This is a genomic window from Pseudoalteromonas aquimarina, from assembly GCF_049257255.1.
Taxonomy (GTDB): Bacteria; Pseudomonadota; Gammaproteobacteria; order Enterobacterales; family Alteromonadaceae; genus Pseudoalteromonas.
Window position 1 is genome coordinate 338,807 of sequence record NZ_JBMMUG010000001.1, and the last position, 24,246, is coordinate 363,052.

Genomic DNA, 24,246 nt, shown 5'->3' on the forward strand with positions numbered 1-24,246 from the left:
CTATTATACAATGAAATACAGGTAAGTTTTGATAAAATGCCGCGATATAAATTTAAAACTAGAATTGTAAAATGATAGATGTTTTGTTCATTGAACTAGAGCAAACCATGAAAACACATGGACTCTGGTCAGAAACGCCACCCAAAGCAGATGCTTTTATGTCTACAGCGCCTTTTTGCTATGACTCCATGTCATTTGAAAACTGGCTTCAATATGTTTTTATTGTACGTTTTAAGCAGCTAATTGCTGCAAAACAAGCCCTGCCAAGAGGAGCAAATATTTCTCCAATGGCAGAGCAAATGCTTGCAGAATATGTTGATGTTATTACCGTAATTAAAAAAATTGATAAGGCACTTAGCTAATGTATGGGGAACTTACCATTTTATACCGTGATGAGTACTTTATTGCGGTTGATAAACCTTCAGGTTTATTAGTTCATCGTTCATTTTTAGATAAACGTGAAATCTACTTTGCTATGCAAATGTTGCGAGACCAGATTGGTCAACACGTTTTTCCACTTCATCGTTTAGACAGACCTACGTCTGGTGTGCTCTTATTTGCACTTAGCAGTGACGTAGCGCGAATCGCGAATGCTCTTTTTTCAGAGCATAAAATTAGCAAACGTTATTTGGCGCTAACACGCGGTTTTGCACCAACGTCAATAGAGGTTGATCACCCTCTTAAATTTAAGCATGACAAAATTGCGGATAAATTTGCAGATAAAGATAAACCTGCACAAGAAGCACAAACGAGCTTTAATTGTTTGCATCAGGCAGTTATTGATAAACCATTAGGTAAGTTCCCAACGGTTCGTTATTCGCTTATTGAATGTTTTCCTAAAACCGGCCGTAAACATCAAATTAGACGCCATTTGAACCATATCAACCATCCCATTTTAAATGACGCAAATTATGGTGATAACAAGCAAAACCATTTTTTTCAGCAAGAGTTTGAAATGAATCGGTTAATGCTGTTTGCTAAAGATTTAACCTTCGCGCATCCAATTACAGATGAAAAAATTCATATAAGTGCATCTATTGGTGAACAAGAACTTGCATTATTTGAAAAATTGGGTTGGCCTAGTAATGAACAAGCTTATCAGTTGGCAAAAATAGATTAGTCTGCATAAACTTAGCTAAGGTATTAAATCAAGGAAAGAAAATGGCAAATATTAAGTGCTTCATAGGTACAGTTTATGGTGGTGCAGAAGCGTTAGCAGAGCAATTAAAACCAATCGCAGAAAAACAAGGCCACGACTTATCACTATTTAATCCTGGCACAGTTGCTGATTTTATTGAAAGTGATGTGATTTTGGTGATCACGTCCACAACAGGTCAAGGCGATATTCCTTATGAATTAGAATCTTTGTATCTTGCGTTAGAGTCGGAATTTCCAACAATGCAAAATAAGCCGTTTGCTGTGATTGCGATGGGTGATAGTAGTTATGGAGACACCTTTTGTGGTGCAGGTGAGAAATTTCGAGAATTATTACTTTCATTGCAAGGTAGTGAGGCGGTCGCTATGTTAAAAATTGACGCGACTGAAAATTACGACCCTGCACCTGTTGCATTACCTTGGTTTAATACATTTTTAACAGCATTAAATTAAAAAAGCGGCAAATGCCGCTTTTTTATTCTTTTTCTTCAAAAGCTGCTTTCTCTTCAGCAAGCTCTTCTTTTAATTTTCTAATTTTTAGCCCTAATTCCTGACCGCGATAACGCGCGTAATAGGTACAACCGATAAACATACAGCTGGCAAAGAATAACTCTAAAAGTACAAACACTAGTTCGCCTTCAGCCACCCATAGTGATGTAAAACCGTGAAGGAAGTAGATGATTACGATAAAATTTGCCCAAGCGTAAGTGTATGGTTTATCTTGAATAATGCCTTTAAGCGGCAACAATAAAGGCACAATGTATAAACCAATAATAAAGCCAATACTGTAACCCTCACGAGGCACCAGCCATAACAGCCAAACAGGCATTAAGATGAGTAATCCGATGTAGCCGAGTAACGCGATTTTTTGATAACGCTTTGTGATTGCTTTCTTTTCTAAGTTGCTCATTGTAATTGCTTAATTAATTTAGCTAGGCGATTGCCAACACTGTGGCAAATACTGCTCTCTTCAACGCTTAGCTGACTTGAATTTGTTAACCCAGAAACATGGCTTGCACCATATGGGGTACCGCCTGTTTGTGTTGCGCTAAGTGCAGGTACATCATATGGTACACCGCAAAGTAACATACCGTGATGTAGTAGAGGCAGAGACATGGTAAGTAAGGTAGATTCATTGCCACCATGAAGACTGCTTGAAGAAGTAAATACGGCTGCAGGCTTGTCGATAAGCTCTCCTGCAAGCCAAATATCGCTGGTGGTTTCCCAAAATTGTTTGGCAGGAGCTGCCATCATCCCAAAGCGAGTAGGGCTGCCAAAAGCAAGTCCTGCGCACTGCTTTAAGTCATCAATTGAAACTTTTAGCTCATCACTGTCATCAGTGAAACAGCGTATTTTTACGTCAACACCGGCATGTTGCGCTGCATCACTTATTTCGTATGCCATGTTTTTAACTGAATCGGTACGAGAGTGATACAGCACTAATAAATATGACATTAAATAATTGCCAATACGCTTTCTGGAGGACGGCCGATTGCGGCTGTATCAACATTTACAACAATTGGGCGCTCAATCAATTTTGGATTAGCTACCATAGCTTCAATTAATTTCGTCTCGTCAGATTCATTGCTTAATTCAAGCTCTTTATAAAGCGTTTCTTTGGTGCGCATTAACTGACGTGCTGAGTCAAAATTTAACATTGAAAGAAGCTGTTGAATGTCATCAACACTTGGCACGTCTTTAAGATACTCAATTACTTCAGGTGTCACTGAATTTTCTTCAAGTAGAGCAAGAGTTTCACGTGATTTTGAACAGCGCGGGTTATGGTAAATTTTAATTGTCATAAAAATCTCAAATCAATTTTTTGCGTGATTGTAATTCGACTGTACTTTAAATTAAAGTTTAGCGAGCTCTTTTTGCATTAAACGGTATTCTTTTAACCGCGCTTTTAAACGTTGCTGCTTGATCTCATCATCAGTATCAACATGGTTTAATGCTTTTTGTACTTCGTTTGATGCTTGTGAATAGGCGCCATAATCGGTCAAAATACTTGCACGTAATTCGTGGTAAGACGCTTTGTCATCTTGCTCTTTATAAGTCTGCGCCATTAACTCCTTGCCCAATACATGTTCGGGCTTCTCCAGTAAGAAATACTTTAAGAGTTTATGTGCAAGCTCAAAGTTACCAGCTGTAATTGCTGCATTTGCATAATTGAGAGTTACCACTTGGTTATTAGGTTGGCGCTGGTATTCTTTTTTAAGCATTTTAAGCGCTTCATCATATTTCTTTTGGCCAAGCAATAAATCAGTTCGTGAATCTAATAAAAACAAGCTGCCAGGCACTTTTTTCTCAAGAGAATCAAGTAACTCAGCGGCTTCATCATATTTTTCTTGATCGATCAAAGTAAGTGCTAAGCCATATTCAGCTGCGGTTGTGTGTGCAAAACGGTTGATGCGAAGGTATTTGCGAAATTCCTCTTCGGCTTTAGCGCTTTCTTGCCCATAACGCGCTAAAACACGGGCTTTTGCAAGGGAAAAATCCAGCGACGAATCGATAAAGCGTTCTGGGTATTGTAGTGCACGCATGCGCACGTCAGAAACACGCGAGTCTGGCAGTGGGTGAGTTAGTAAAAAAGCCGGTGGTTTTGGCATATGACGCATTTGGTCAGACAGTTTTGCTAAAAATTCACTGGATTCTCTTGGATCAAAGCCTGCGCTATTAAGTGTTTGCATGCCTACGCGGTCAGCTTCTTGCTCGGCACCACGGCTATGGGTTAACTGACTTAATTGCGCTTGGGTTTGACTGGCTGCCAATATAGCCATACCTGCATCAGGTGCAACCATGGTAGTTAGAATACCGGCAATCATCCCTGCAATGGTTAAGCCTTGATTATCTTTAGCTTGCTGTAATCGCCTAGCTAAGTGTCTTTGTGTAACGTGTGCAATCTCGTGACCAATTACCGATGCAAGCTGGCTTTCGTTGTCAGCGTTAATGATAAGTCCCGTATGCACGCCAACATGGCCACCATAAAAAGCAAAGGCGTTTATGTCTTTATTGTTTATCCAAAAAAACTCAAAGGGAAATCTTATATCATCAGCATGTGCGACTAAGCGATTGCCTATGTTTGTGAGGTATTCGTCAAGTACTGGGTCTTGCATAACACGCGATGTACCGCGCACCTGCATCATCATTACTTCACCAATTGCGCGCTCTTTCTCAATGGATAAAACCTGCACTGCCGATGTACCTAAGTCGGGCAGCTTGAAATTACTTTGCGCAACTACTGGTAGTGAGAGTGCAAAACAAAAACAAGCAAGTTTTCTAAAAAGAGTCGGTTTTGGCATATTAGTCCTTTTTTTGTTGCATTTCGTTTGCCATCAATTGTGTGAGTGCAAGCTCATCTTCGCATGCCGCCGCTGTGCGTTCGGCTTTTTGGTAGTATTCTTTAATTGAAACACCGGAAAGTTTTACGACGTTGAGTTCACTCTTTAAAAATTCAATGGTTTTATGCACTACTTTATGTGAATGCAATATTAACGCTTTGTCAGCTTCATCGCCGCGTTGAAAATAAAATTGAATGTATTTGTGTAATTGGTTAATACGTAAAATACTTCGCATGCTATGCGGATCCCAAAGGTTAAATTCCATTAGCTTGTTGTCTTTTACGTATTGATCAATTTCTTTCTCTTTGGCATAGGGATAGGCTAAAAGTTCAAATCCGCGGTCGGTAAATGCTTGGTAAAGTGCAATGCGAGGAGGGTTATCGCAGACAATTTCGCCGGAATCTAGCTCCTCGCCCCCGAGTAAATCTAAATTCCAGTTGCGTTTATTGGTAATCCGTTTAATAGCGTTATCGAACCCATGACTGAAAATGCCCTCGGCTTCACTTACCGATGATGCCACCATATGATAAAACGGTGGTAGTTCCCCCCAATTAAGCTGTTTTTTGAACCAGTTAATGTCTTTTAAGGTAGGATTTTTAGGTAAATCATTTTTTTTACTTTGATTCGTCATAAAAAAGAAAACTACTATCATCAAATTCCGCGTTTATAATGAGAATTTAGCATAATCATCAAAAACTTGCTTGCGGTTTGTTAATTAATACTTTTAGCTAACAAAGATGGGCTGTTTAAAGAAAAATAATATGCTAATTTAGCAGCGCTTTTTGCTAACAAAAATAACAAATATGTATGATTTAACTCAGTTTGTATGTCCACAGCTATTTGTTCAATTTAAATATATTTTGAAAAGACATAAAACGAACGAAGCATTGGTGTTTTTATTTGCAGGTAATGCACAGATAAATGATGTGCTACGTTATTTAGAAAATCATCAGTTTCAGTATTCATTTAAAGAAAATCAGTTAACTGTGTCTCATTTTGGTAAGGAATCTTTTTAGTGCTTCATATTTTTAAACAGTGGTATACACGAAAGTTTTCAGATCCTAATGCCATTACTTTACTTATGCTGACATTGGGTTTGGCTGCCGCGTTATACTTTTTTGGTACTTATATTATCCCCGTAATGGTTGCGTTAGTAATTGCCTATTTGCTTGATTGGCCGGTATCTAAACTCATGAAAATGGGCTCGTCCCGTATTGTTTCAAGCACAATTGTGATGTTGTTATTTAGTGGTGTCGTAATATCCATTATCGTTGGCATTATTCCTGTGCTTTGGCAGCAATTGTCAAACTTTGTGCAAGATTTACCTTCGATGCTTGAGCAAGGTAAAACCTATTTATTAACTTTGCCTAGCAATTACCCTGAATTGGTAAACCCGGAACAAATAAAAACAATTCTATCTTCGGTGGAAGGGCATGTTGTTACAATTGGTCAAACGGTGTTATCAACATCATTAAATTCATTAAAAGATGTGGTTGCTTGGCTTGTATATTTAATTTTAGTGCCACTCTTAGTGTTTTTTATGCTCAAGGATAAACATGTACTGCTTTGTGGCTTTGAGCAATTTATTCCAAAAGAGCGAAAGTTAATAAGCCAAGTATGGCAAGAAATGAATCAGCAAATTATGAACTATATTCGTGGCAAAATATTTGAGATTTTGATTGTTGGTTCAACCACATTTATTACCTTTACAATTCTTGATTTAAGGTATGCGGCACTGCTTGGCACGCTCGTTGGCTTTTCGGTTTTGATCCCATTTGTTGGTGCGGCACTTGTAACGATTCCTGTTGCCCTTGTTGCACTGTTCCAGTTTGGTGTTGGCAGTGAGTTTTGGTATGTGATAATCGCTTATGGAGTTATTCAAGCGCTAGATGGAAACCTGCTAGTGCCGATATTGTTTTCTGAAGCTGTGGACTTACACCCAGTGTACATTATTGTTGCGGTATTATTCTTTGGTGGCTTATGGGGATTTTGGGGGGTGTTTTTTGCAATTCCATTGGCTTCATTAGTAAGAGCGCTTTTAAATGCGTGGTCGTTATCAAGTCATGAAAAAGCCGCAAGTGCATAATTTGACAAATTAAACGCATTAAAAAAGCGCATATTTTTATATGCGCTTTTTTTGTCAGATCAAAAAATTAATTTTTTGGTTGAGCATCAATTGACTGACCGTTCACCCCAATTGAATCATCTGACATCAAGTAGAGGTAAGTTGGCATTAAGTCAGCTGGTGTTTTTAGCTTGTCTTTGTCTTCGCCAGGGAAGGCAATTGCACGCATTGCAGTGCGCGTTGCACCTGGGTTGATGCAGTTAATGCGAATATTGGTTTTACCCACTTCTTTTGACCAAGTTTGCATCATGCCTTCTGTGGCAAATTTTGAGATGGCATATGCGCCCCAGAACTCACGACCTTCACGACCAACACCACTAGAAGTAAATACGATTGATGCATGAGGAGCTTTACGTAGTAATGGGAAAAGCGATTTCGTTAATACTGCTTGAGCCGTCACATTTACTTTCATGATATTTTCGAAAGTAGACACACAGAAATGCTCTAACGGTCCGAGTGAACCAATAATTGAAGCATTATTTAACAATCCATCTAAACGACCAAATTCGTTTTCAATGGTTGCTGCTAAATCGCGGTAATGCTGTTTAGTCGCACCTTTCATATCTAATGGAACGATTGCTGGCTGCGGAGCACCAAGAGCGATAATTTCATCGTAAACAGCTTCAAGTTTAGCAACTGTTTTACCTAAAAGAATTACGGTTGCGCCATTCTTGGCAAATTCGATAGCCGCAACTTTACCAATGCCATCACCGGCACCTGTTACGAGAATGACTTTTTCCTTTAAAGCGTCATTACTTGCTTGATAATCATGCATATTAGTTATGGTACTTAAAAATTTTCGCCATCATACCATAGTCAAGTAAAATAGTTTTGCGATTTATTTAAATTTAGGTGGAGAAATTGCTTTGTTTAAGTTAACTTTAACTGGTCTAATGTCTTAATAATAACCACCGACAAATTAAATTTTGGTAATTTATTACCAAAAACACACAATAAAAAAGATCGGGTTTGGAGCAATAAAATGAAAAAAGTGCTACTCACAATGGCAATTACAACAGCATTATACGGCTGTGGTGAAAGCTTAGAAGATGTTAAAAATGAATCAGAAGTTGTCGCACCTAAGGTTGCCGGTTCTGTTGCATTTGATCCCTCAAACGGTGTTGTCTCAGTTCCTAATGACTTGCTTTTCTTAGGTACAACCGATGGTACATTAAATATGCCAGGTGAAGCCGCCGACGAAATTGATTATTCAGACCCACAAACGTCTTTAGGTGCGCTTGATGGTTGGTCAACGCAATCGCCTTATCAATTATCACTTGATGTACCTGCAAGCTTAACGCTTGATGCAAGTACAGTTAATGGTGATTCTGTACGATTATTTGAAGTTGTAATGGGCGCGAGCATTACAGATGCTGAATGTTCACAAGTGCAAGCGGGTATTGCATGTAAATTTGTTAAAGAACTTACATTCGGTGTTGATTATTTTGCCCAAGCTAATGGCAACAACATTGCAATTGTTCCTCTTAAGCCATTCAACCAAGGTTCTTCATACATCAATGTAGTTACTAATTCGTTACGTGATACGCGCGGTGAATCATTTGCGCCATCAGAAACATATGGTTTAGTAAAACTTGATATTAACTCATTACCACTTGTAACGGATGAGCAAAAAGCGCTTCAGGCAGTAATTAATAGTTACGAGAATGTGGTGATCCAGTCTGGTTCACTCACTAAAGCAGATATCATTTATTCAGGTGCCATGACGATTCAGTCGGCAGGTGCCGTAATGAGCATGGTTAAGAATGTGTATGCGATGAGCGCAGCAACACAACAAAACATGCCACAGTTAATGATGGGGCCTTCAACTGGTATGACTGTAGGCGATGTGCTTTTCCGCTCACAAGGTGCACAGCCGCCATCACCAGTATTTGACCAAATTAAATATGAACGTGGTTCAGTTGTATTACCGCATTATTTAAAAACACCTCAAGCTAAAGAAGATTCAGCACTAAATCATACCTATTGGAAAGGTTTGTGTGATAGTGCGGCGACGCTTGCAGGTTTTAGAGCGCAAGGTGGCAATGTGCCAGCAGAGCCAATTAACGAAAAAGATGCTATTTGTTTCAATGCAACAAATGGTCTTTTACGTGATTTAGGTTTAGATGAACAGCGTCACTTAACTAAATACAACCCATTACCAATGCCACATAGCTATGCCAATGTGCCAGTTCAAGTTACTACACCAGCAGATGATTTAACTGTATTAAACGTGGTTCGTTCTCAGCTTGGTTTACCTGCATTAGCAATGCCTGCAACAGGTTGGCCTGTTGTCATGTTACAGCATGGTATCACCAGCACTAAAGAGAGCATGCTAGCAATCACGGCAGCGTTAACCCTGCAAGGCTTTGTAACTGTTGCGATAGACCACCCGTTACACGGTGAGCGTGGTATTGATGTAGATGGTGACGGCGAGTTTGATTTCAATGCATCGGGTGAAGACGGTAATGTACTTCATTACATGAACCTTTCATCAAACTTAGTAGCGCGTGACAATATGCGTCAATCAATGGCTGATTTACTAGGCTTACGTTTGTCGCTTGCTGCAACTAACCTTCAAGGTATCAACCCAACAGATGTGAGCTTTGTTGGTCACTCATTAGGTGCAGTTGTTGCACCTGGTTTCTTAGCTGCGGCAAATGAATCAGTAGCGCCATTAGTTGGTGAGCAGACTGCTGCATTAATTGACCCACTATTTAGAGTGAACACAATTGCTTTAGCAAGTGGTAGTGGTGGTATTGCCGGTTTCTTACTTGAGTCAGATGCTTTTGGTAATGTGATTAAAGGATCTGTACTTGCTGCTGCAGGCACAGCTGATTCAGCAGAGTTTATCGCATTTATGCAATCTGAAGAAGGCATGCAAGCGTGTGCTCAGTATGCAGGTTCACAAAGTGACTATGCAGGATGTGCGTTTGTAGCTTATACAACTAAGCTAACTCTTGCAGGCGAGACTGTAAAGCTAGCGAGTATTTCAGGCACAATTAGCCAGTTTGCATTTGCTATTCAAACGGCTATTGATGCTGCGGATTCGAATTCACTAGCGAGTAAAGTTGCTTCACAAGGGGCTGCAATCTATCAAAATGTGGTTGTAGGCGATGGCGAAGGCAATCCTGCAGATACTGTTATTCCACCTTATTCAACGGTAAGCCCGTTATCAGGTACAGTACCTTCAGGTCAGTTAATGGGTCTTACACCAGTTGCTACTTCACAAGTAACTGCTGAGCCTATGAGCTACATGGTTAAGTTCACAAAAGGTCACCATGGCTCTGTATTAACGCCTGCGCCAGCATACGGTGTTACTCCTGCTGATGCAGCTGCTGCCAATGCTGAAATGCAAGGCCAAGTAGCGTCATTCTTAGCAACAAGAGGCTTAATGCTTCAAGTTGCGAATGAATCAGTTGTTACTGAATAACTAAATATTGATAAAAAGCCGCACATCTTGTGCGGCTTTTTTTTTGTTTGAAATTTAATTAGAGTACGCAAAACAGTATTGATGGAGTTTACTTTGGAATTTTTATACGAATACGGATTATTTTTAGCTAAAACTGTCACTTTTGTGATCGCCTTTGCCATTATCATGGTGTTAATTGTGGTCGCTTCAGTAAAAAACAAGACAACAAAAGGTGAGCTGACAATTGAAAACTTGAGCGAAAATTTAGATCTTCAAAAAAAGCAACTACTGAGCGTTGCGCTTGATAAAGAGGCATTTAAAAAGTTTGAGAAGTCAGAGAAGAAAAAGTCAAAAGAGAAAAACACTGAAGAGAAAAACAAGGTATTTGTTTTATCTTTTAAAGGCGGTATTGATGCTAAAGAAGTTGAATCGCTTAGAAAAGAGGTGACCGCAATTCTTCAAATAGCAGAAACAAACGATAAAGTTGTTGTGAAACTAGAAAGTGGTGGTGGAGTGGTGCATGGCTATGGCCTAGCTGCATCTCAATTAGCAAGACTTAAGCAGGCAGGGCTCGAACTCATCGTCAGTGTTGATAAAATTGCAGCTAGTGGCGGTTACATGATGGCATGTGTTTCAGATAAGTTTGTATGTGCGCCATTTGCAATGATCGGCAGTATTGGTGTGATAGCGCAACTTCCTAACTTTAATAAATTGCTGAAAAAGAATAATGTTGAATTTGAACAAATAACAGCAGGCGAATTTAAACGCACACTAACGATGTTTGGTGAGAATACAGACTCGGGCCGTGAAAAGTTTAAACAGGAGCTAGAGCAAATTCATGCACTGTTTCGTGAACATGTACAATCAGCAAGGCCAGAACTTAATGTAGAACAAGTAGCTACAGGTGAAACTTGGTTTGGCACAGATGCTTTAAAAATGGGATTAGTTGATGCAATTCAAACAAGCGATGATTTGCTGTTATCTTTAAACGAAGAATTTGAGTTGTATATGGTGACCTATCAGAACAAAAAAGGGTTATCAGATAAATTAGGCATTGGTGCAAGTACAGTACTTGATAAAATTTCTGAAAAAATACTCTCAAAAAGCAAAGAGTTATACCACTAGAAAAAGCCGCTATTTAAGCGGCTTTTTTAATGCAGACTGAAATCGGTTAATTTAATTTTTCGAATTCTTTTCCTGCATTTTCATCGTTGAAAATCGCTTCATCGAACTCACCTTCTGATTTAGCAACAATACAGGTCACCATACAATCACCTGTTACGTTTACAGCGGTTCGTGTCATGTCTAGCAAGCGATCCACACCGATGATTATGGCAATACCCTCAACAGGTAATCCTACTTGATTTAGTACCATAGCTAGCATGATTAAGCCTACACCTGGCACACCTGCAGTACCAACAGAAGCAAGGGTAGCCGTTAAAATAACCATTAAATAGTCAGTAAAGCTTAAATCCACAGCGAAAACCTGAGCGATGAATACTGTTGCTACCCCTTGCATGATTGCAGTGCCATCCATGTTGATGGTTGCACCAAGCGGTACTGTGAAAGAAGCTACTTTATTATCTGCGCCAAGTTTTTTAGTTGCTGTTTCAAGTGTCACCGGCATTGTTGCACTAGAACTTGAAGTACTGAAAGCAAAGATTGAGAGCTCTTTAATTTTATTTAAGAAGATTGCAGGATTTAAACCTGTGAATGTTTTTAGTAGAGAAGGGTAGACAATAAGTGCATGCACAAAAAGCGCAAGTAAAACTGTACCGAAGTAGAAAATGAGTTTAACAATTAAATCGCCTTCAATGTAACTAAACAATTTTGCCATTAAGAAAAACACACCATATGGTGCAATGTTCATTAAAATTGTTACAAGCTTTAAGATAATTGTGTTTAAGTCTTCAAAAACGGCGGTAAGACGTTTACCCGCATCGCCACTTAGTGCCATAGCAATACCAAATAACAAGGCAAATACGATTACTTGCAGCATATTACCGCTCGACATTGCATTGATTGGGTTTGTAGGGAACATATTGATAATAACATCAACCAGTGTCGGCGCTTGCTTTGCGTCAAAGGTTGAAGTGGTTGGCATATTAATACCTTCACCAGGATTTATAACTAAAGCTAGTGTCATCGCGATGGTGATTGCAATAGCTGTAGTTAGTAAGTAAAGACCAATTGATTTACCGCCTAATCGACCTAACTTTTTAGGGTCACTCAGGCTGCATGTTCCACATACTAATGAAATGAAAACCAAAGGAACAACAAGCATTTTTAAGCTGTTAACAAAAATTTGCCCGCCGATATGGAAAATACCATCAACAAAAAAACCTTTGAACGAAAAGGTAAATTCACCGGCAGATAATGTGAAATCGCCTGAATCAGCCATTAATGCTTTAAAAATAAATCCGGTGATAATACCCATCACCATACCGATGAGAATTTTGCTAGTAAGTCCCATTCCTTTAGGCTGTAATGTATTGGTTGTCATAATTTAGTATGTATATTTATTGTGATTTTGTGCATAGCCTACCAGTGAACGTAAAAAATTAAAGGAAATACGGTAAGTTTTTTTAAAAATGCTATGATTTTTGTTGGAATATTAGTTTAATATAGATTACATAACTCTAATTATAATTATTTATGCAAGGGAGAAGTTATGCCTTCAAACCGATTACTCTTTGCTTTACTCTTTAGCTTTGTGCTAACTGGGTGTGGCGGCGGTGGTAGCTTAGAGTCACCAAATAATGGCGGCGGTGAAAACCCAGGTAGTGGTACAGATGGTGTTATCACACTAGAAATAACAGTTTCTGATGAAAGTGGTAACCCATTAACAGAGTCAAACCCAATAACTCAAAGTAATCAGGGGATTGTCACCGTAACTGTTAAAAATGATGGTAATGCTGTTACTGAAGGTATTGTTGCTTTCTCTACAGAATATACCGGTAAAATTTTATCAGAAACTGGCACACAAATTTTAGATGCTGACGGTGTAGCAACTGTAAAACTTAGCTCTGGTGATTTTAAAGGTGCAGGAGCCGTTACTGCATTGCTTAGTGGTACAGAAATCAGCAAAAGTGCTTATTTCTTCTCATCAGGTGATGATGCATCTGTTGAAACAGCTCAAACTTTAATAGATATCAAGTTACTGACTGATTGTAATGATGGTTGGGAGTCAAACAGAGATCTAGTTAAGCTTGATCCATTAGAGCCAAGTACCGGTTGTACGGTTCTTTCTAGGGATATCTCTTCAAACCAAATAGGTACAGTTTTTGTTTCAGTAGCTAACGCAAGCTCAGGTGATGGGTTCAAAGATATTCTTATTGATGCTTCTAGCACAGTTGGAAAGCTACTACCAGAGTCTGGGAAGCAAGTGACTGATAACTATGGTATTGCACTCCTTACTTTTGAACCTGGTACTAAGAACGAAGCAGGCGAAATTACTGTTTCTGCTCGAGATGTATCAAAAACAAAAGCAATCAGTGTCGGTGTCGCTGAATTTACCTTAGCAATTGACAATGGACTTAACCTTAAAACCGATAATTCCGGAGAGTATGTGCCACTTGCAGCTGGTGCAACAACAGTTATTACAGTTGATATCATTGATACAGATGGTACTCCATTGACTGTACCTCTTGATGTAGAGTTTAGTTCTGCTTGTAGTCAAAATGGTGGTGCAAAAATCGATGCATTATCTACGAGTATCGGCGGAAAAGCATCTGCTACTTACCTTTCACAAGGCTGTAATGGTAACGGTAGTGATATAATCACAGCTTTTGTAAACGGAAAGTCAATTAGTACTTCATTACCCCTTTCTAGTTCACAAGTGGCGTCGATCGAATTTATTGATTCAACACAGTCTGTTATCGCACTAAAAGGTACTGGTGGCAAAGGTCGTTCTGAGTCGAGTAATATTTCATTTAAATTAAAGGATGAACTAGGAAAGCCAGTAGCTAACAGCCGTTTAGATTTTAAATTAAATTCTTATAATGGTGGTGTTTCGCTAAATCGCTCATCGATCAATACCGATAGCGATGGCATCTCTCAAGTGACAATTACAGCTGGTAAAGTTCCTATGAGTGTTCGCGTTTATGCGTGTTATATTCCTGATAGTGAAATTCCGGATACTTACCCAGTTGATGATGTAACATGCTGGAAAGAGCGTTACGATACATGTAAAACAAACTCAAATGCTGAAGATTGTCCAACTGGAAACTTAAGCTTTGTAGACCTTGATGCTCAGATTATGACGGTCTCTGACCTGCTTACAATTACATCTGGTCTACCAGATAACGATAGCTTTAGCTTAGCTGCAGAAACCTTATCGGTAGAGGCTTTATCACATGATGGTGAAGTAAGTGACTTAACGATAAGCATGGCTGACCACTTTGGTAATTTTGTACCGGATGGTACAGCTGTTTACCTTCGCACTGAAGGTGGCGCTGTGGGTTTAATTGATAGTGAACAATATACAGATTTACTTCGCTGTGAAACGGTAGACGGACAGTGTACTGTTCAATGGAAAAGCCAAGATCCAAGACCTTTCACCGACGGTAAATGGGGTAATTCAATAAGCGCTATCAACCCTAAAACAGGTAACGTTAATTGCGACCCATGGTTTGGTTCACCTGCTCCATGTTTGAACGGAATTGTTAATGCTAATAGTAATGTCAATGGTGTACCTCTTGGTGCAAGAGCAACTATTTTAGCTACTACAGCTGGTGAAGAAAATTATATTGACCGTAATGCCAATGGCATGTTCGATTCAGGCGAGTTTTATAGTTCATATGATCTGCCAGAGGCATTTGTAGATAACAACGAAAATGGCCAGTTTGATGGAAATGTCGATTGTAGTACAGGCGTTAATTGTATCCCAACTAATACAGATGGTGGCGAGTTTGAGGAATTTGTAGATCTAAATGGTGATGGCGAATACACAGCTGCAAATGGCAAATTTAATGGACTAGTATGTTCTGAACAAGCTGAAGCAAATGGCGACTGTAGCAAAAGTTTAGTTGATTTACGTCGTAATATTGAAATTGTAATGTCTGGTAGTACAGCATTTGGGCGTTACACAATTCATAAGAGTCATTATGTCCCATCTTTTCATGGTACTAATGGTTCTATTCCTGCTAATTGTTCAGATGTAATTTTAGAAAAATCAGCTGATGATACTTGGGAGTTTGAGAATGGCCAAGATAATAAGTTTGTACTGTTAGAGCTTGAAGAGTCAGAAAATCAAGATTACTGTGATATTAAATCTGCTGATATTTCACGTATTTACATCCATATAGATGATGATAATAATAGTAGCACCCCTGCTAATTGTGATAGAGAAGGTGCAGTATATGAAAATGGAGCATGTACTTCTGAACTAGATCAAGCTATTGATGTTGGTTTAACGAGTGTTTCATTCCAATTCTACTACAGCGATATTTATAATAACCCACTACCAGCAGGCACAACTGTTGAATATAGTTCAAGTAACGGTGATACAGATGCTGGTTCGTATGTGTTAGCAAATTCAACTGCTACAGTAGCAGCTGGACGTGGACACTCAGTAAGTCGAGAGGGAACACCTAATAAGCGAACTTCAGGTGAATTTATTTATAAATTTTTAACACCAAAAGGGACGCTTTCTGATGTCCCATTGATTATCAGAGACGAAGGTTAATATTTTCTAACGATTTAAAAGCGCCTTAATGGCGCTTTTTTTATATCTTTTATCTTTTCATTTTTTAATCAGAGCGAACATTTTTGCAGCTAACACATGTAAAAATAGTGAGTTTTTTTAAAAATATGCTTGTCACACTGGCACTTTGTCGATATACCTTTAATAATAGCGCCCAAAATGGGTTAACAGATTAAATCGCACTGCGTAAGTAAAATAGGCAAATATGGGTAAGTCGTTAGTTATTGTTGAGTCACCGGCCAAGGCGAAAACAATCAATAAATATTTAGGCAAGGATTTCGTCGTAAAATCCAGTGTAGGGCACATTCGTGATCTTCCTACATCAGGTAATGCGAATAAAGCCGCAACTAAATCACCAGCTGAAGTACGCAAAATGTCACCAGAAGAGAAAGCTAAATATCGTAAAGAAAAGGATTACGCTAATTTAGTTGCTCGTATGGGTATTGATCCAAATAAAGGATGGCAACCTCACTATGAAGTGTTGCCGGGTAAAGAAAAAGTCGTTGCTGAACTGCAAAAACTCGCTAAAGACGCTGATTGTGTCTATCTCGCAACCGATTTGGATAGAGAAGGGGAAGCAATTGCTTGGCACCTAGAGCAAGTAATCGGTGGCGACGAGAGCAAGTATAAACGCGTTGTTTTTAACGAAATTACCAAAAATGCAATTCAAAATGCTTTTGCCGAACCTGGTGAATTAAATATAGATATGGTTAACGCGCAACAAGCGCGACGTTTCCTTGACCGCGTTGTGGGCTTTATGGTTTCGCCTTTGCTTTGGGCGAAAGTGGCGCGTGGATTATCTGCAGGGCGTGTTCAATCAGTAGCTGTGCGTTTATTAGTTGAGCGTGAGCGTGAAATAAAAGCATTTGTACCGGAAGAATTTTGGGATATTCACGCTGAGTTAAAAGCGCAAGAAGAACAAATTCGCTTTGCAGTTACTAAATATTTAGGCAAAGCGTTTGAGCCAAAGAATAAAGTTGAAGCAGACACTGCCGTAGCAGCCCTTAAAGGTGCAAATTACACAGTTTCAGAAACAGAGCAAAAACCTAGTAAAAGTAAACCTTCGGCACCATTTATTACTTCAACAATGCAACAAGCGGCAAGTACACGATTAGGTTATGGTGTTAAAAAGACCATGATGTTAGCTCAGCGCCTCTATGAGGCCGGTTTCATCACTTATATGCGTACTGACTCAACAAATCTATCAAATGATGCTGTAGAAGCGTGTAGAGGCTATATCGAAAATCAATTTGGGGAACAGTATTTACCATCATCTCCAATTCGATATTCATCTAAAGATGGCGCGCAAGAAGCGCACGAGGCAATTCGTCCATCGAATGTTGAAATTTTATCAGGCCACTTAGATGGCGTAGAAGCCGATGCTAAAAAATTATATGAATTAATTTGGCGTCAGTTTGTTGCTTGTCAAATGACACCAGCAGAATATGATTTAACAACGATTATCCTTGCTGCAGGTGATTATGAACTTAAAGCCAAAGGTCGCGTATTAAAATTTGATGGTTGGACACGCGTTCAACCTTCAGTTAAAAAGAAAAATCAAGAAGAGCAAGCACTACCACAAGTTGCAAAAGGTGAAGTAGTTAATTTAATAGAACTTGACCCGAAACAACACTTCACGAAACCGCCAGCACGCTTTAGTGAAGCAAGTTTAGTGCGTGAGCTTGAAAAGCGTGGTATTGGTCGTCCATCAACTTATGCATCAATTATCTCGACTATTCAAGACCGTGGTTACGTGCGAGTTGAAAACCGTCGTTTCTTTGCTGAAAAGATGGGTGAAATAGTTAATGAGCGTTTAGTTGAAAGTTTTAGTGATCTGATGAACTTTGACTTTACAGCTAAGATGGAAGAGCGCTTAGATGACATTGCAGCCGGTGAGCGCGAATGGACCCAGGTGCTTGATAAATTCTATCAAGAATTCTCGACAAACCTTGAAAAAGCAGGCTCTGAAGAAGCCGAAGGCGGTATGCGTACAAACCAAGTTGTGGAAATAGATTTATCTTGTCCTACTTGTAGCCGTAATATGGGAATTCGTACTGCCACAACCGGTGTTTTCTTGGGTTGTACAGGTTACGCGCTACCCCCGAAAGAGCGCTGTACTCAAACCATGAACCTGGTGCCAGGCGAAGAAGCCGTTGCAGCTGATGTTGAAGACGAAGAAACAGAAGTGCTTCGTCAGATGAAACGTTGCCCTAAGTGTGAAACAGCAATGGATTCATACTTAATCGATGAAGCCCGAAAATTACATGTATGTGGTAATAATCCAGACTGTGATGGTTACTTAATCGAGCAAGGTAGCTTCAAAATCAAAGGCTACGATGGCCCTGTTATTGAATGTGACAAATGTCAGTCAGAAATGCAGTTAAAATCAGGTCGTTTTGGTAAGTATTTTGGTTGTACTAACGAAGAGTGTAAAAATACGCGTAAGTTACTTAAAAACGGTGAAGCTGCGCCACCAAAAGAAGACCCAGTTCACCTTCCTGAACTACCTTGTGAGAAATCAGAAGCGTATTTTGTACTACGTGATGGTGCTTCAGGGATCTTTATGGCAGCGTCTACATTCCCGAAATCGCGTGAAACACGTGCACCTAAAGTATCTGAACTGAAGCGTTTTCGTGATCGCATTTCGCCTAAATTCTATTATCTTGCAGATGCTCCAGAGAAAGATCCTGAGGGTAATGAAGCAATTGTTCGCTATAGTAGAAAAGCAAAAGAGCAATATGTTATGTCTGAAGTAGATGGCAAAGCAACCGGCTGGACTGCGCTGTATGCGAATGGCAAATGGGTTGAAGAGTCAAAAGCCAAGGCTAAGCCTAAAGCGAAAACAAAGGCTAAGAGTTAAAATTTATCAAAAACGAAAAACGCAGCTAAATAGCTGCGTTTTTTATTTGTAATAAAAATATCCAAAAATAATTTTTATAAATTTTAGATTGAGTAAAAGAAATCGAAGCACTAATCAAAGAAAATATATTATGGATAGGGATAAGGAAAATGGTCGGCATAGCAGGATTTGAACCTGCGACCCCTGACACCCCATGACAGTTTTAACCCCTGTTAAAATAACATATTAACCTATAATCTCATTGTTTTTATTGAGTTTATCAATTCTTTAAAATTCTGGTTATTTCACAAAATTACGCTATAGTGGCTACATATTGGCTACACGAGCGTAAAAAATGGCTACTCCCACCAGCATTACACAAGCAAAACTCAATGCGTTTTTAAAAACAGCTAAGGAGCGTGAGCAACTAGGTTGTGACAAGATTAAAGGTTTTTTCTTTGTTAAGTTAAAAACAGGTGGTGCATGGCGTTTAAGATACACTGACGTAACAGGTAAACGCAGAACCTACACCATAGGGGGTATTAACCTAAAGCCAATAGAAGCGGCTGAAGTAGCCTTAGAAAAGCAGCCGTCAATTAAAAATGGAAAAGACCCAATAGCCGAAAGAAAACGCTTAGCCACTGAACAAAAGCAAGCTGAACAAGAAAACAAAGCTAAACAGTATCTAAATACAGGTGTTTACTTTGAACAGATTTACACCCCCTATAAAGAACAAAATTCAAAAGCAGGTAACGATACGCTAAAAGGTATCAAGCGCAACTTTGCACACTTGTTTGATAGAGATATGGATAAAATTACCAGTGCGGATATTTTAAGCTGGTATAACAAACGCAGAAAAAAAGGCATTATGCGTACAACGCTTGTGCGCGATTTTGGCGCATTTAAAGCTATGCTGAATTATGCCACCCGTTCAGCCGATACAAACACACAGCCAGTGTTAAGTAACAACCCAATTAAAAGTTATGTATTGCCGCAACTCACTAACCAAGAGTTAGAACAATACGAAAAGCACACTGAGAAGCTTGGTGCTCAGCGCGATATATTCACCCAACAAGACAAAGCCGCTATAACAAAAGGCTTAACCCTATTTGCAGATAAAATACGTGAGCAAAGGCGTTCAAGCCGCAAACATGGCAAAGCGCATTTACAAGATTTAGACAGTGCCACCTTTGCACATTGGTTTGAGCCGTTTTGCCACATTGCTAGGTTAACAGGTATGCGTCCAGCGGATATATACGCCCTAAAATGGGAATACGTTATTTATAACCAGTTTAACGATCAAACAACCCTAGTTTTCACCCCAACTAAAACTAAGCGCAACGGCAAAGGTAAAAAGGTTAAGTTTCCTGTCACCAAAGAGTTAAACAAAATATTGAATGACTGGCGTTTGCAATGTGGTTCACCCGAAACAGGTTATATATTCAAATCAGAGCGCACAGGCACAAAGCTCGATAGAAAAGCTCACCTAACACACTGGAAAGCAGTAAAAGCGCTAGGAGAGGTCACAGAGAGCCTAGATTTCTATTCATTTAGGCATAACTTTATATCTGAATTAGTAGCGCGTGGTGTACCCGTATTAACCATTGCTGGTTTAGTAGGGCATAGTGACGGATCAATGATTGCCGAAAACTATTTAAAGCATGATGAGCAAGTAAACGCAGCAATTTTAGAAGATATTTTCAAATATAATGACGTTGATTTAAAAGGAATTAGAAATGTTAGATAAATTAGTTTTTAAAGTTGAGCCAGAGGAAAAAAAACTGATTTTAGAGCATGTGCCAAAACAAGAGTTAATAGACGCTATTAATTTAGTTTCTAAGTATCCACATATTGTGATTGAGATTGGTGCATTTAGGGTTGGCTATCAAGGCAATGAATTATGCTTTTATAAGATGAATAGACCTCCGACTAGGATTATGCCTGAGCATAATAGAGTTTCTAGAGACTCAGATAAAAGGGAAATTAATTGGGCGTTAAAAACATTCGTTGAGCGTGTAGAGTCAGATGTTGAAATACCAGAGAATTTAATTAGGTTTGTGTCAGGCGGAGTAAAAGAATTTCTTAACGGGGGGAAGCCTTGGTTACAAAAAACAGATAAAAGTATAGAAAATGCATCTTTGATTGCTCTTATTCAAATATGTAAGGAAAGATACAGCGAGATTACTCTTACAGAAATAGGTGATTGTATTGGCACTACAAAATCAGGCGTATCAAGGCTACTAAACAAAGTAAAATCAGAAGACAAAATAGCAATAAACTTCCACAAAGGTATTTATAGAGAAATGTACAAAAGTTCAAATAAAGCAGATTTGCTAAATGCATTATTTGAGCTTAAGAGCGGTTCACAAAACTAATTTTAAAAATGTGAACCGCAGTAATATACCAGTTGATAGTATTTCCCTTGAATTAAACAGAAACAAAGGGCTATGCTATGAAAAATGAACATTTACGTTTAAATCAATCTGCTAACTATATTGGCGTTTCATTAACTACGCTATGGCGCTTAGGTGAAACAGATCCAAGTTTTCCACCAAAAATTCATATAACTAATCGCTGCTGCGTATATCGCAAATCCGATCTTGATGCTTGGCTTGCAAGTAAGGAGGTTTAGCTATGATTGATATTACTAAGCTTACTTACCCTATAACATTAAAAACCCTTGAATATGAAGCACCAGAAGCTTATCAAGAGCTTATAAGTATGGACGCTGAACTTCGTACTGTTTTGCTTACTTGGCTTAATGGAGAAGCCACCAGTCCGCCAAAGCGTAACAACGCAGATAGAGAGTTCGATAAAGAAGATGCAAAGCAAAGTGAGTTAAAACTAAAACATTTTGTTGAGTTTGAATCTGCGCCCGTTGGCAATTCTAAATTTGTAGTTCATTTAATGACAGAACAGCAAAGGCATGACTTTTTTAATGAACGTGAAGCAATGAAAGAACGCGTAAAAAGAAAAGTTAAGTGCGAGCAGGTAAAACGGGCAAAGTCAGACTTAAAGCGCGTTTATAAAATATTAGGGCAAGCTACTAAAGCAGAACTAATGCAGCTCGAAGCCGCAAATGATCCACTCTATAAAAAAGAAGCTGAATAGCCTATCTAGCTAAACAGCTTTCCTATTAATCAAGCTGGTGGGTGGTCGGCAAACTCAACCCACTAGCTTTCTAAAGGGTATATCAAATGCCAAGTAAACGAAAGAAAAATCCTTATCAAGTTGACTACTATAATAAGGCTCGTGGGGGGGTAGTTGTATTACCAAATGTTGTTCTAGAAAGTAAACGATATTGCACTTTGAACCCCCAATCAAAAGTCATATTAAATTACATTGCAAGCCAGTATAACGGTTATAACAACGGAGATTTATGCGCCACTTTATCTGTATTTAAAAAGTATAACTTTACCAGTAATGACACTATCTCAAGGTCACTAAAGCAGCTTGAAAACAATGGGCTAATTTTTAAAACAAGAGTAGGTGGTAAAGACTGGCGTACAGGCGGTAACTTACCAAGTTTATATGCCATTACCTGGCAACCTATTGATGAGTGCAAAGGTAAGTTAGATGTAGACCCAACAACGAAACCGCTAGTGAATTTTTTAGAAGAAAGCCGATTAAGAGCTTAAATATTGCTTGCTCCGATTTTCGGTAGTTGGTTAGCTTATAATAGGTGCGTGGTATAGGGCTGTAGCGTAGTTGTTATAAAGAGCATAAACCGATAATCGGTAAGCTATAAAGTAGAAAAATAGTAGCCATAAACCGTTTATCGGTAAGCTTTAATTATTACCATATAAGACGTATGATGATTTAAAATTGAAATTAATGGATTGATTATGTTTAGACGTTTAATAGGGCTATTTCGTTCAACAAAGAAATTAACCTCAAAGGAGCTGCTGAAAATAGCCTCTCAATTAAAGAAAGAGAAAAAATATGAACAAGCTTGTGAAACTTTAGAGTCTGCTTTAAATAAAAATGATGGTGAACTGATCTTTTTAAAAGATCGATTGAGACTTCCAATGTATTTACAATTAGCAGGAAGAAATGATGAAGGCTGGAAAGAGCTTAATAGATTAACGCTAGAATATACCGACCATTTATCGCAATGTGATATAACCAATCAGATGAGGGTATTTCTACAGAAAGAAAAAAAATTCGAGTTAGCATTTCATGCTTACACTTGGAATATATGCAAACAATTGGAATTATATAATCATCATTTACGCGAAATAGAAAAAAGCACTGATTATCTTAGTAAGACTATCTATTCAACAAAAGATAAAACAATCTTTGGCTATACCGATAAAGGTAACGCTATTACAGATAAATCCTACGAGCATTTCAAGAATAAAGTTGATAGCCTTACAAGTGTCCGTTCAATTGAAAATATTCTAGGTTCAACTATAAAAAAGGCGAAATTAGATTATTGTTCTTCTGAAATCTGTAATTACTTGAACAGATATTTAACAGAGAACAAGACATTTCAAGCTACAACTATGCGAGATAGTTTAACTCAAATTATTTTAGCCAATAGATCATAAGCTATTTTGCTAGTTTCCGTGGCATATAAAAAGAGTTTTCCCTCACTATAAAAAAGGAGTCTAGTGTTTTTTCGACCAATACGCGCGAAAACCTATATGACTTCCGAATACTAATTTTTGAGGTATATAAAAAAGGCTTCTACTTCTCGCCTGAGAAACCTAACAAAACCTGACATAACCTGAAGTTTATTAAATACTGGCTACATATTGGCTACACGGAAGATAAAAGGGAATATAGAAGAAAAGAAAAATGGGTGTAAGTCTTTGAAAAGAATGGTCGGCATAGCAGGATTTGAACCTGCGACCCCTGACACCCCATGACAGTGCGCTACCAAGCTGCGCTATATGCCGACATTTGTTGCTAGTGTATTCTTGCAAATAGTTAAAATCAACTACTGTGCGTTTTAACTGCGTGATAAATATACGATTTCATCAATAAATATAATTGAGCCCTTTTCTTTAGTTTCTTTGCAAAATGATTTCATCAAAATGTTGCTTCATTTTCTCGCTTAGAAGTGGCTGAGCCTCTGCATTCGGGTGAATGCCATCTGGTAGCATTAAATTAGATTCAGTCACAACCGATGTGATAAAAAAGGGTATGATAGGAAGCTGCTTTTCATTTGCCACTTGCTGATAGGCATCTTTAAACATTGTTGCATAACGTTTACCAAGGTTTGGTGTTATTTCGATTTCCATCAGCAGCACTTTCGCGTTTGCAGCAATACTCTTATCCACAATTTGTTTTAAATTTTGTTTTAATAGCTTAACGGGGTAGCCGCGAAGGCCATCATTGCCACCAATTTCAACTAAAACCCAGTCCGGTGTATGTTCAGCTAATAAAGCAGGCAAACGTTGTAATGCGCCACCACTTGTCTCACCGCTAATACTTGCATTTATCAACAAGATAGGGGATTTTTCTTGGTTGTACGCATTTTGTAACAACTGAACCCAAGCTTGGTCTTGTTTTAGGCCATAGCCTGCGCTTAAGCTGTCACCTAATATAAGAATTTTAGTTGTTTGATTACTATTGCTTTTACCATCACTGTGATCGGTGTTGGCAGTTACTGAGTAACTAATAACGAAAAAGATAACAAATAAACTACGTAATAACATTGAGAGTCCT

22 protein-coding genes and 1 tRNA gene are annotated in these 24,246 nt (G+C 38.6%); 14 read left to right on the forward strand and 9 right to left on the reverse strand.

The window, feature by feature from the left end:
* Positions 1-71: 71 nt before the first annotated feature.
* The 3 genes from AAEU29_RS01535 to AAEU29_RS01545 are packed head-to-tail and all read left to right on the forward strand — an operon-like array spanning position 72 to position 1,608.
* Positions 72-362: a YqcC family protein gene (locus AAEU29_RS01535; protein ID WP_421971764.1), complete on the forward strand. Its 291-nt coding sequence runs from the start codon at positions 72-74 to the stop codon at positions 360-362.
* On the forward strand, positions 362-1,120 hold the full coding sequence (gene truC, locus AAEU29_RS01540) for a tRNA pseudouridine(65) synthase TruC (RefSeq protein WP_421971765.1): 759 nt from the start codon (positions 362-364) through the stop codon (positions 1,118-1,120). The genes AAEU29_RS01535 and truC overlap by 1 nt, the downstream gene beginning before the upstream one ends.
* A 41-nt stretch (positions 1,121-1,161) precedes the next feature.
* On the forward strand, positions 1,162-1,608 hold the full coding sequence (locus AAEU29_RS01545) for a flavodoxin domain-containing protein (protein WP_421971766.1): 447 nt from the start codon (positions 1,162-1,164) through the stop codon (positions 1,606-1,608).
* 22 nt (positions 1,609-1,630) lie between these two features.
* On the opposite strand, the gene AAEU29_RS01550 is transcribed toward AAEU29_RS01545, so the two are convergent.
* From AAEU29_RS01550 to AAEU29_RS01570, 5 genes are read right to left on the reverse strand one after another with little or no spacing between them, the layout of a single operon-like run.
* A complete protein-coding gene (locus AAEU29_RS01550; RefSeq protein ID WP_421971767.1) occupies positions 1,631-2,065 on the reverse strand; it encodes a DUF2069 domain-containing protein in 435 nt (144 codons plus the stop codon).
* Positions 2,062-2,610, reverse strand: a complete 549-nt coding sequence (locus AAEU29_RS01555) for an NAD(P)H-dependent oxidoreductase (RefSeq protein WP_421971768.1) — start codon at positions 2,608-2,610, stop codon at positions 2,062-2,064. The genes AAEU29_RS01550 and AAEU29_RS01555 overlap by 4 nt, the downstream gene beginning before the upstream one ends.
* Entirely contained in the window at positions 2,610-2,957 is a 348-nt protein-coding gene (gene arsC / locus AAEU29_RS01560) for an arsenate reductase (glutaredoxin) (protein WP_421971769.1), read from the reverse strand. The genes AAEU29_RS01555 and arsC overlap by 1 nt, the downstream gene beginning before the upstream one ends.
* A gap of 51 nt (positions 2,958-3,008) precedes the next feature.
* Positions 3,009-4,457: a beta-barrel assembly-enhancing protease gene (bepA, locus tag AAEU29_RS01565; protein WP_421971770.1), complete on the reverse strand. Its 1,449-nt coding sequence runs from the start codon at positions 4,455-4,457 to the stop codon at positions 3,009-3,011.
* 1 nt (position 4,458) lies between these two features.
* Positions 4,459-5,127 (reverse strand): hypothetical protein, encoded by a 669-nt coding sequence (locus AAEU29_RS01570; protein ID WP_421971771.1) that lies wholly within the window; start codon positions 5,125-5,127, stop codon positions 4,459-4,461.
* Positions 5,128-5,511: 384 nt separating this feature from the next.
* Here AAEU29_RS01570 and AAEU29_RS01575 point away from each other — a divergent pair, with 384 nt between their 5' ends.
* A complete protein-coding gene (locus tag AAEU29_RS01575; RefSeq protein ID WP_421971772.1) occupies positions 5,512-6,582 on the forward strand; it encodes an AI-2E family transporter in 1,071 nt (356 codons plus the stop codon).
* A gap of 67 nt (positions 6,583-6,649) precedes the next feature.
* On the opposite strand, the gene AAEU29_RS01580 is transcribed toward AAEU29_RS01575, so the two are convergent.
* Entirely contained in the window at positions 6,650-7,396 is a 747-nt protein-coding gene (locus AAEU29_RS01580) for a YciK family oxidoreductase (RefSeq protein WP_421971773.1), read from the reverse strand.
* A gap of 207 nt (positions 7,397-7,603) precedes the next feature.
* Between AAEU29_RS01580 and AAEU29_RS01585 the strand changes: the two genes are divergently transcribed.
* Together AAEU29_RS01585 and sohB are read left to right on the forward strand one after the other, a co-directional pair.
* Positions 7,604-10,051, forward strand: coding sequence for a VolA/Pla-1 family phospholipase (locus AAEU29_RS01585; protein ID WP_421971774.1), 2,448 nt, complete (start codon positions 7,604-7,606; stop codon positions 10,049-10,051).
* A 93-nt stretch (positions 10,052-10,144) separates the two neighbouring features.
* Positions 10,145-11,155, forward strand: a complete 1,011-nt coding sequence (sohB, locus tag AAEU29_RS01590) for a protease SohB (protein ID WP_421971775.1) — start codon at positions 10,145-10,147, stop codon at positions 11,153-11,155.
* A 46-nt stretch (positions 11,156-11,201) separates the two neighbouring features.
* On the opposite strand, the gene AAEU29_RS01595 is transcribed toward sohB, so the two are convergent.
* Complete coding sequence (locus tag AAEU29_RS01595; RefSeq protein WP_421971776.1) at positions 11,202-12,533, reverse strand: dicarboxylate/amino acid:cation symporter; 1,332 nt, start codon at positions 12,531-12,533, stop codon at positions 11,202-11,204.
* Between the two features lie 168 nt (positions 12,534-12,701).
* Here AAEU29_RS01595 and AAEU29_RS01600 point away from each other — a divergent pair, with 168 nt between their 5' ends.
* The 8 genes from AAEU29_RS01600 to AAEU29_RS01635 all read left to right on the forward strand — a co-directional run bounded on the left by AAEU29_RS01600 (position 12,702) and on the right by AAEU29_RS01635 (position 23,123).
* Positions 12,702-15,716 carry an Ig-like domain-containing protein gene (locus tag AAEU29_RS01600; protein ID WP_421971777.1) on the forward strand — a complete coding sequence of 1,005 codons (3,015 nt, stop codon included), beginning with the start codon at positions 12,702-12,704 and terminating at the stop codon, positions 15,714-15,716.
* 223 nt (positions 15,717-15,939) lie between these two features.
* On the forward strand, positions 15,940-18,594 hold the full coding sequence (topA, locus tag AAEU29_RS01605) for a type I DNA topoisomerase (RefSeq protein WP_421971778.1): 2,655 nt from the start codon (positions 15,940-15,942) through the stop codon (positions 18,592-18,594).
* Positions 18,595-18,928: 334 nt separating this feature from the next.
* Entirely contained in the window at positions 18,929-20,320 is a 1,392-nt protein-coding gene (locus tag AAEU29_RS01610) for a tyrosine-type recombinase/integrase (RefSeq protein WP_421971779.1), read from the forward strand.
* On the forward strand, positions 20,310-20,948 hold the full coding sequence (locus tag AAEU29_RS01615) for a hypothetical protein (protein ID WP_421971780.1): 639 nt from the start codon (positions 20,310-20,312) through the stop codon (positions 20,946-20,948). The genes AAEU29_RS01610 and AAEU29_RS01615 overlap by 11 nt, the downstream gene beginning before the upstream one ends.
* 77 nt (positions 20,949-21,025) lie before the next feature.
* Positions 21,026-21,205, forward strand: coding sequence for a helix-turn-helix transcriptional regulator (locus AAEU29_RS01620; protein ID WP_421971781.1), 180 nt, complete (start codon positions 21,026-21,028; stop codon positions 21,203-21,205).
* A gap of 2 nt (positions 21,206-21,207) precedes the next feature.
* Entirely contained in the window at positions 21,208-21,684 is a 477-nt protein-coding gene (locus AAEU29_RS01625) for a hypothetical protein (RefSeq protein WP_421971782.1), read from the forward strand.
* Between the two features lie 86 nt (positions 21,685-21,770).
* Positions 21,771-22,211, forward strand: coding sequence for a hypothetical protein (locus tag AAEU29_RS01630; RefSeq protein ID WP_421971783.1), 441 nt, complete (start codon positions 21,771-21,773; stop codon positions 22,209-22,211).
* Positions 22,212-22,418: 207 nt separating this feature from the next.
* Positions 22,419-23,123, forward strand: coding sequence for a hypothetical protein (locus AAEU29_RS01635; RefSeq protein WP_421971784.1), 705 nt, complete (start codon positions 22,419-22,421; stop codon positions 23,121-23,123).
* Between the two features lie 274 nt (positions 23,124-23,397).
* Here the strand turns inward: AAEU29_RS01635 and AAEU29_RS01640 are convergent.
* Both AAEU29_RS01640 and AAEU29_RS01645 read right to left on the reverse strand, forming a co-directional pair.
* Positions 23,398-23,474 (reverse strand) — tRNA-Pro (locus AAEU29_RS01640).
* A gap of 108 nt (positions 23,475-23,582) precedes the next feature.
* A complete protein-coding gene (locus AAEU29_RS01645) occupies positions 23,583-24,236 on the reverse strand; it encodes an arylesterase (RefSeq protein WP_421971785.1) in 654 nt (217 codons plus the stop codon).
* Between the last annotated feature and the right edge of the window lie 10 nt (positions 24,237-24,246).

Bases quoted from the DNA above. Each gene is read 5' to 3' on its own strand.
- AAEU29_RS01580 (WP_421971773.1), bottom strand. From the start codon at position 7,396: ATGCATGATTATCAAGCAAGTAATGACGCTTTAAAGGAAAAAGTCATT.
- AAEU29_RS01645 (WP_421971785.1), bottom strand. From the start codon at position 24,236: ATGTTATTACGTAGTTTATTTGTTATCTTTTTCGTTATTAGTTACTCA.
- AAEU29_RS01615 (WP_421971780.1), top strand. From the start codon at position 20,310: ATGTTAGATAAATTAGTTTTTAAAGTTGAGCCAGAGGAAAAAAAACTG.
- AAEU29_RS01585 (WP_421971774.1), top strand. From the start codon at position 7,604: ATGAAAAAAGTGCTACTCACAATGGCAATTACAACAGCATTATACGGC.
- arsC (WP_421971769.1), bottom strand. From the start codon at position 2,957: ATGACAATTAAAATTTACCATAACCCGCGCTGTTCAAAATCACGTGAA.
- AAEU29_RS01620 (WP_421971781.1), top strand. From the start codon at position 21,026: ATGAAAAATGAACATTTACGTTTAAATCAATCTGCTAACTATATTGGC.
- AAEU29_RS01545 (WP_421971766.1), top strand. From the start codon at position 1,162: ATGGCAAATATTAAGTGCTTCATAGGTACAGTTTATGGTGGTGCAGAA.
- AAEU29_RS01600 (WP_421971777.1), top strand. From the start codon at position 12,702: ATGCCTTCAAACCGATTACTCTTTGCTTTACTCTTTAGCTTTGTGCTA.
- AAEU29_RS01630 (WP_421971783.1), top strand. From the start codon at position 21,771: ATGCCAAGTAAACGAAAGAAAAATCCTTATCAAGTTGACTACTATAAT.
- AAEU29_RS01635 (WP_421971784.1), top strand. From the start codon at position 22,419: ATGTTTAGACGTTTAATAGGGCTATTTCGTTCAACAAAGAAATTAACC.
- topA (WP_421971778.1), top strand. From the start codon at position 15,940: ATGGGTAAGTCGTTAGTTATTGTTGAGTCACCGGCCAAGGCGAAAACA.
- AAEU29_RS01550 (WP_421971767.1), bottom strand. From the start codon at position 2,065: ATGAGCAACTTAGAAAAGAAAGCAATCACAAAGCGTTATCAAAAAATC.
- truC (WP_421971765.1), top strand. From the start codon at position 362: ATGTATGGGGAACTTACCATTTTATACCGTGATGAGTACTTTATTGCG.
- AAEU29_RS01570 (WP_421971771.1), bottom strand. From the start codon at position 5,127: ATGACGAATCAAAGTAAAAAAAATGATTTACCTAAAAATCCTACCTTA.
- AAEU29_RS01555 (WP_421971768.1), bottom strand. From the start codon at position 2,610: ATGTCATATTTATTAGTGCTGTATCACTCTCGTACCGATTCAGTTAAA.
- bepA (WP_421971770.1), bottom strand. From the start codon at position 4,457: ATGCCAAAACCGACTCTTTTTAGAAAACTTGCTTGTTTTTGTTTTGCA.
- AAEU29_RS01595 (WP_421971776.1), bottom strand. From the start codon at position 12,533: ATGACAACCAATACATTACAGCCTAAAGGAATGGGACTTACTAGCAAA.
- AAEU29_RS01535 (WP_421971764.1), top strand. From the start codon at position 72: ATGATAGATGTTTTGTTCATTGAACTAGAGCAAACCATGAAAACACAT.
- AAEU29_RS01625 (WP_421971782.1), top strand. From the start codon at position 21,208: ATGATTGATATTACTAAGCTTACTTACCCTATAACATTAAAAACCCTT.
- AAEU29_RS01610 (WP_421971779.1), top strand. From the start codon at position 18,929: ATGGCTACTCCCACCAGCATTACACAAGCAAAACTCAATGCGTTTTTA.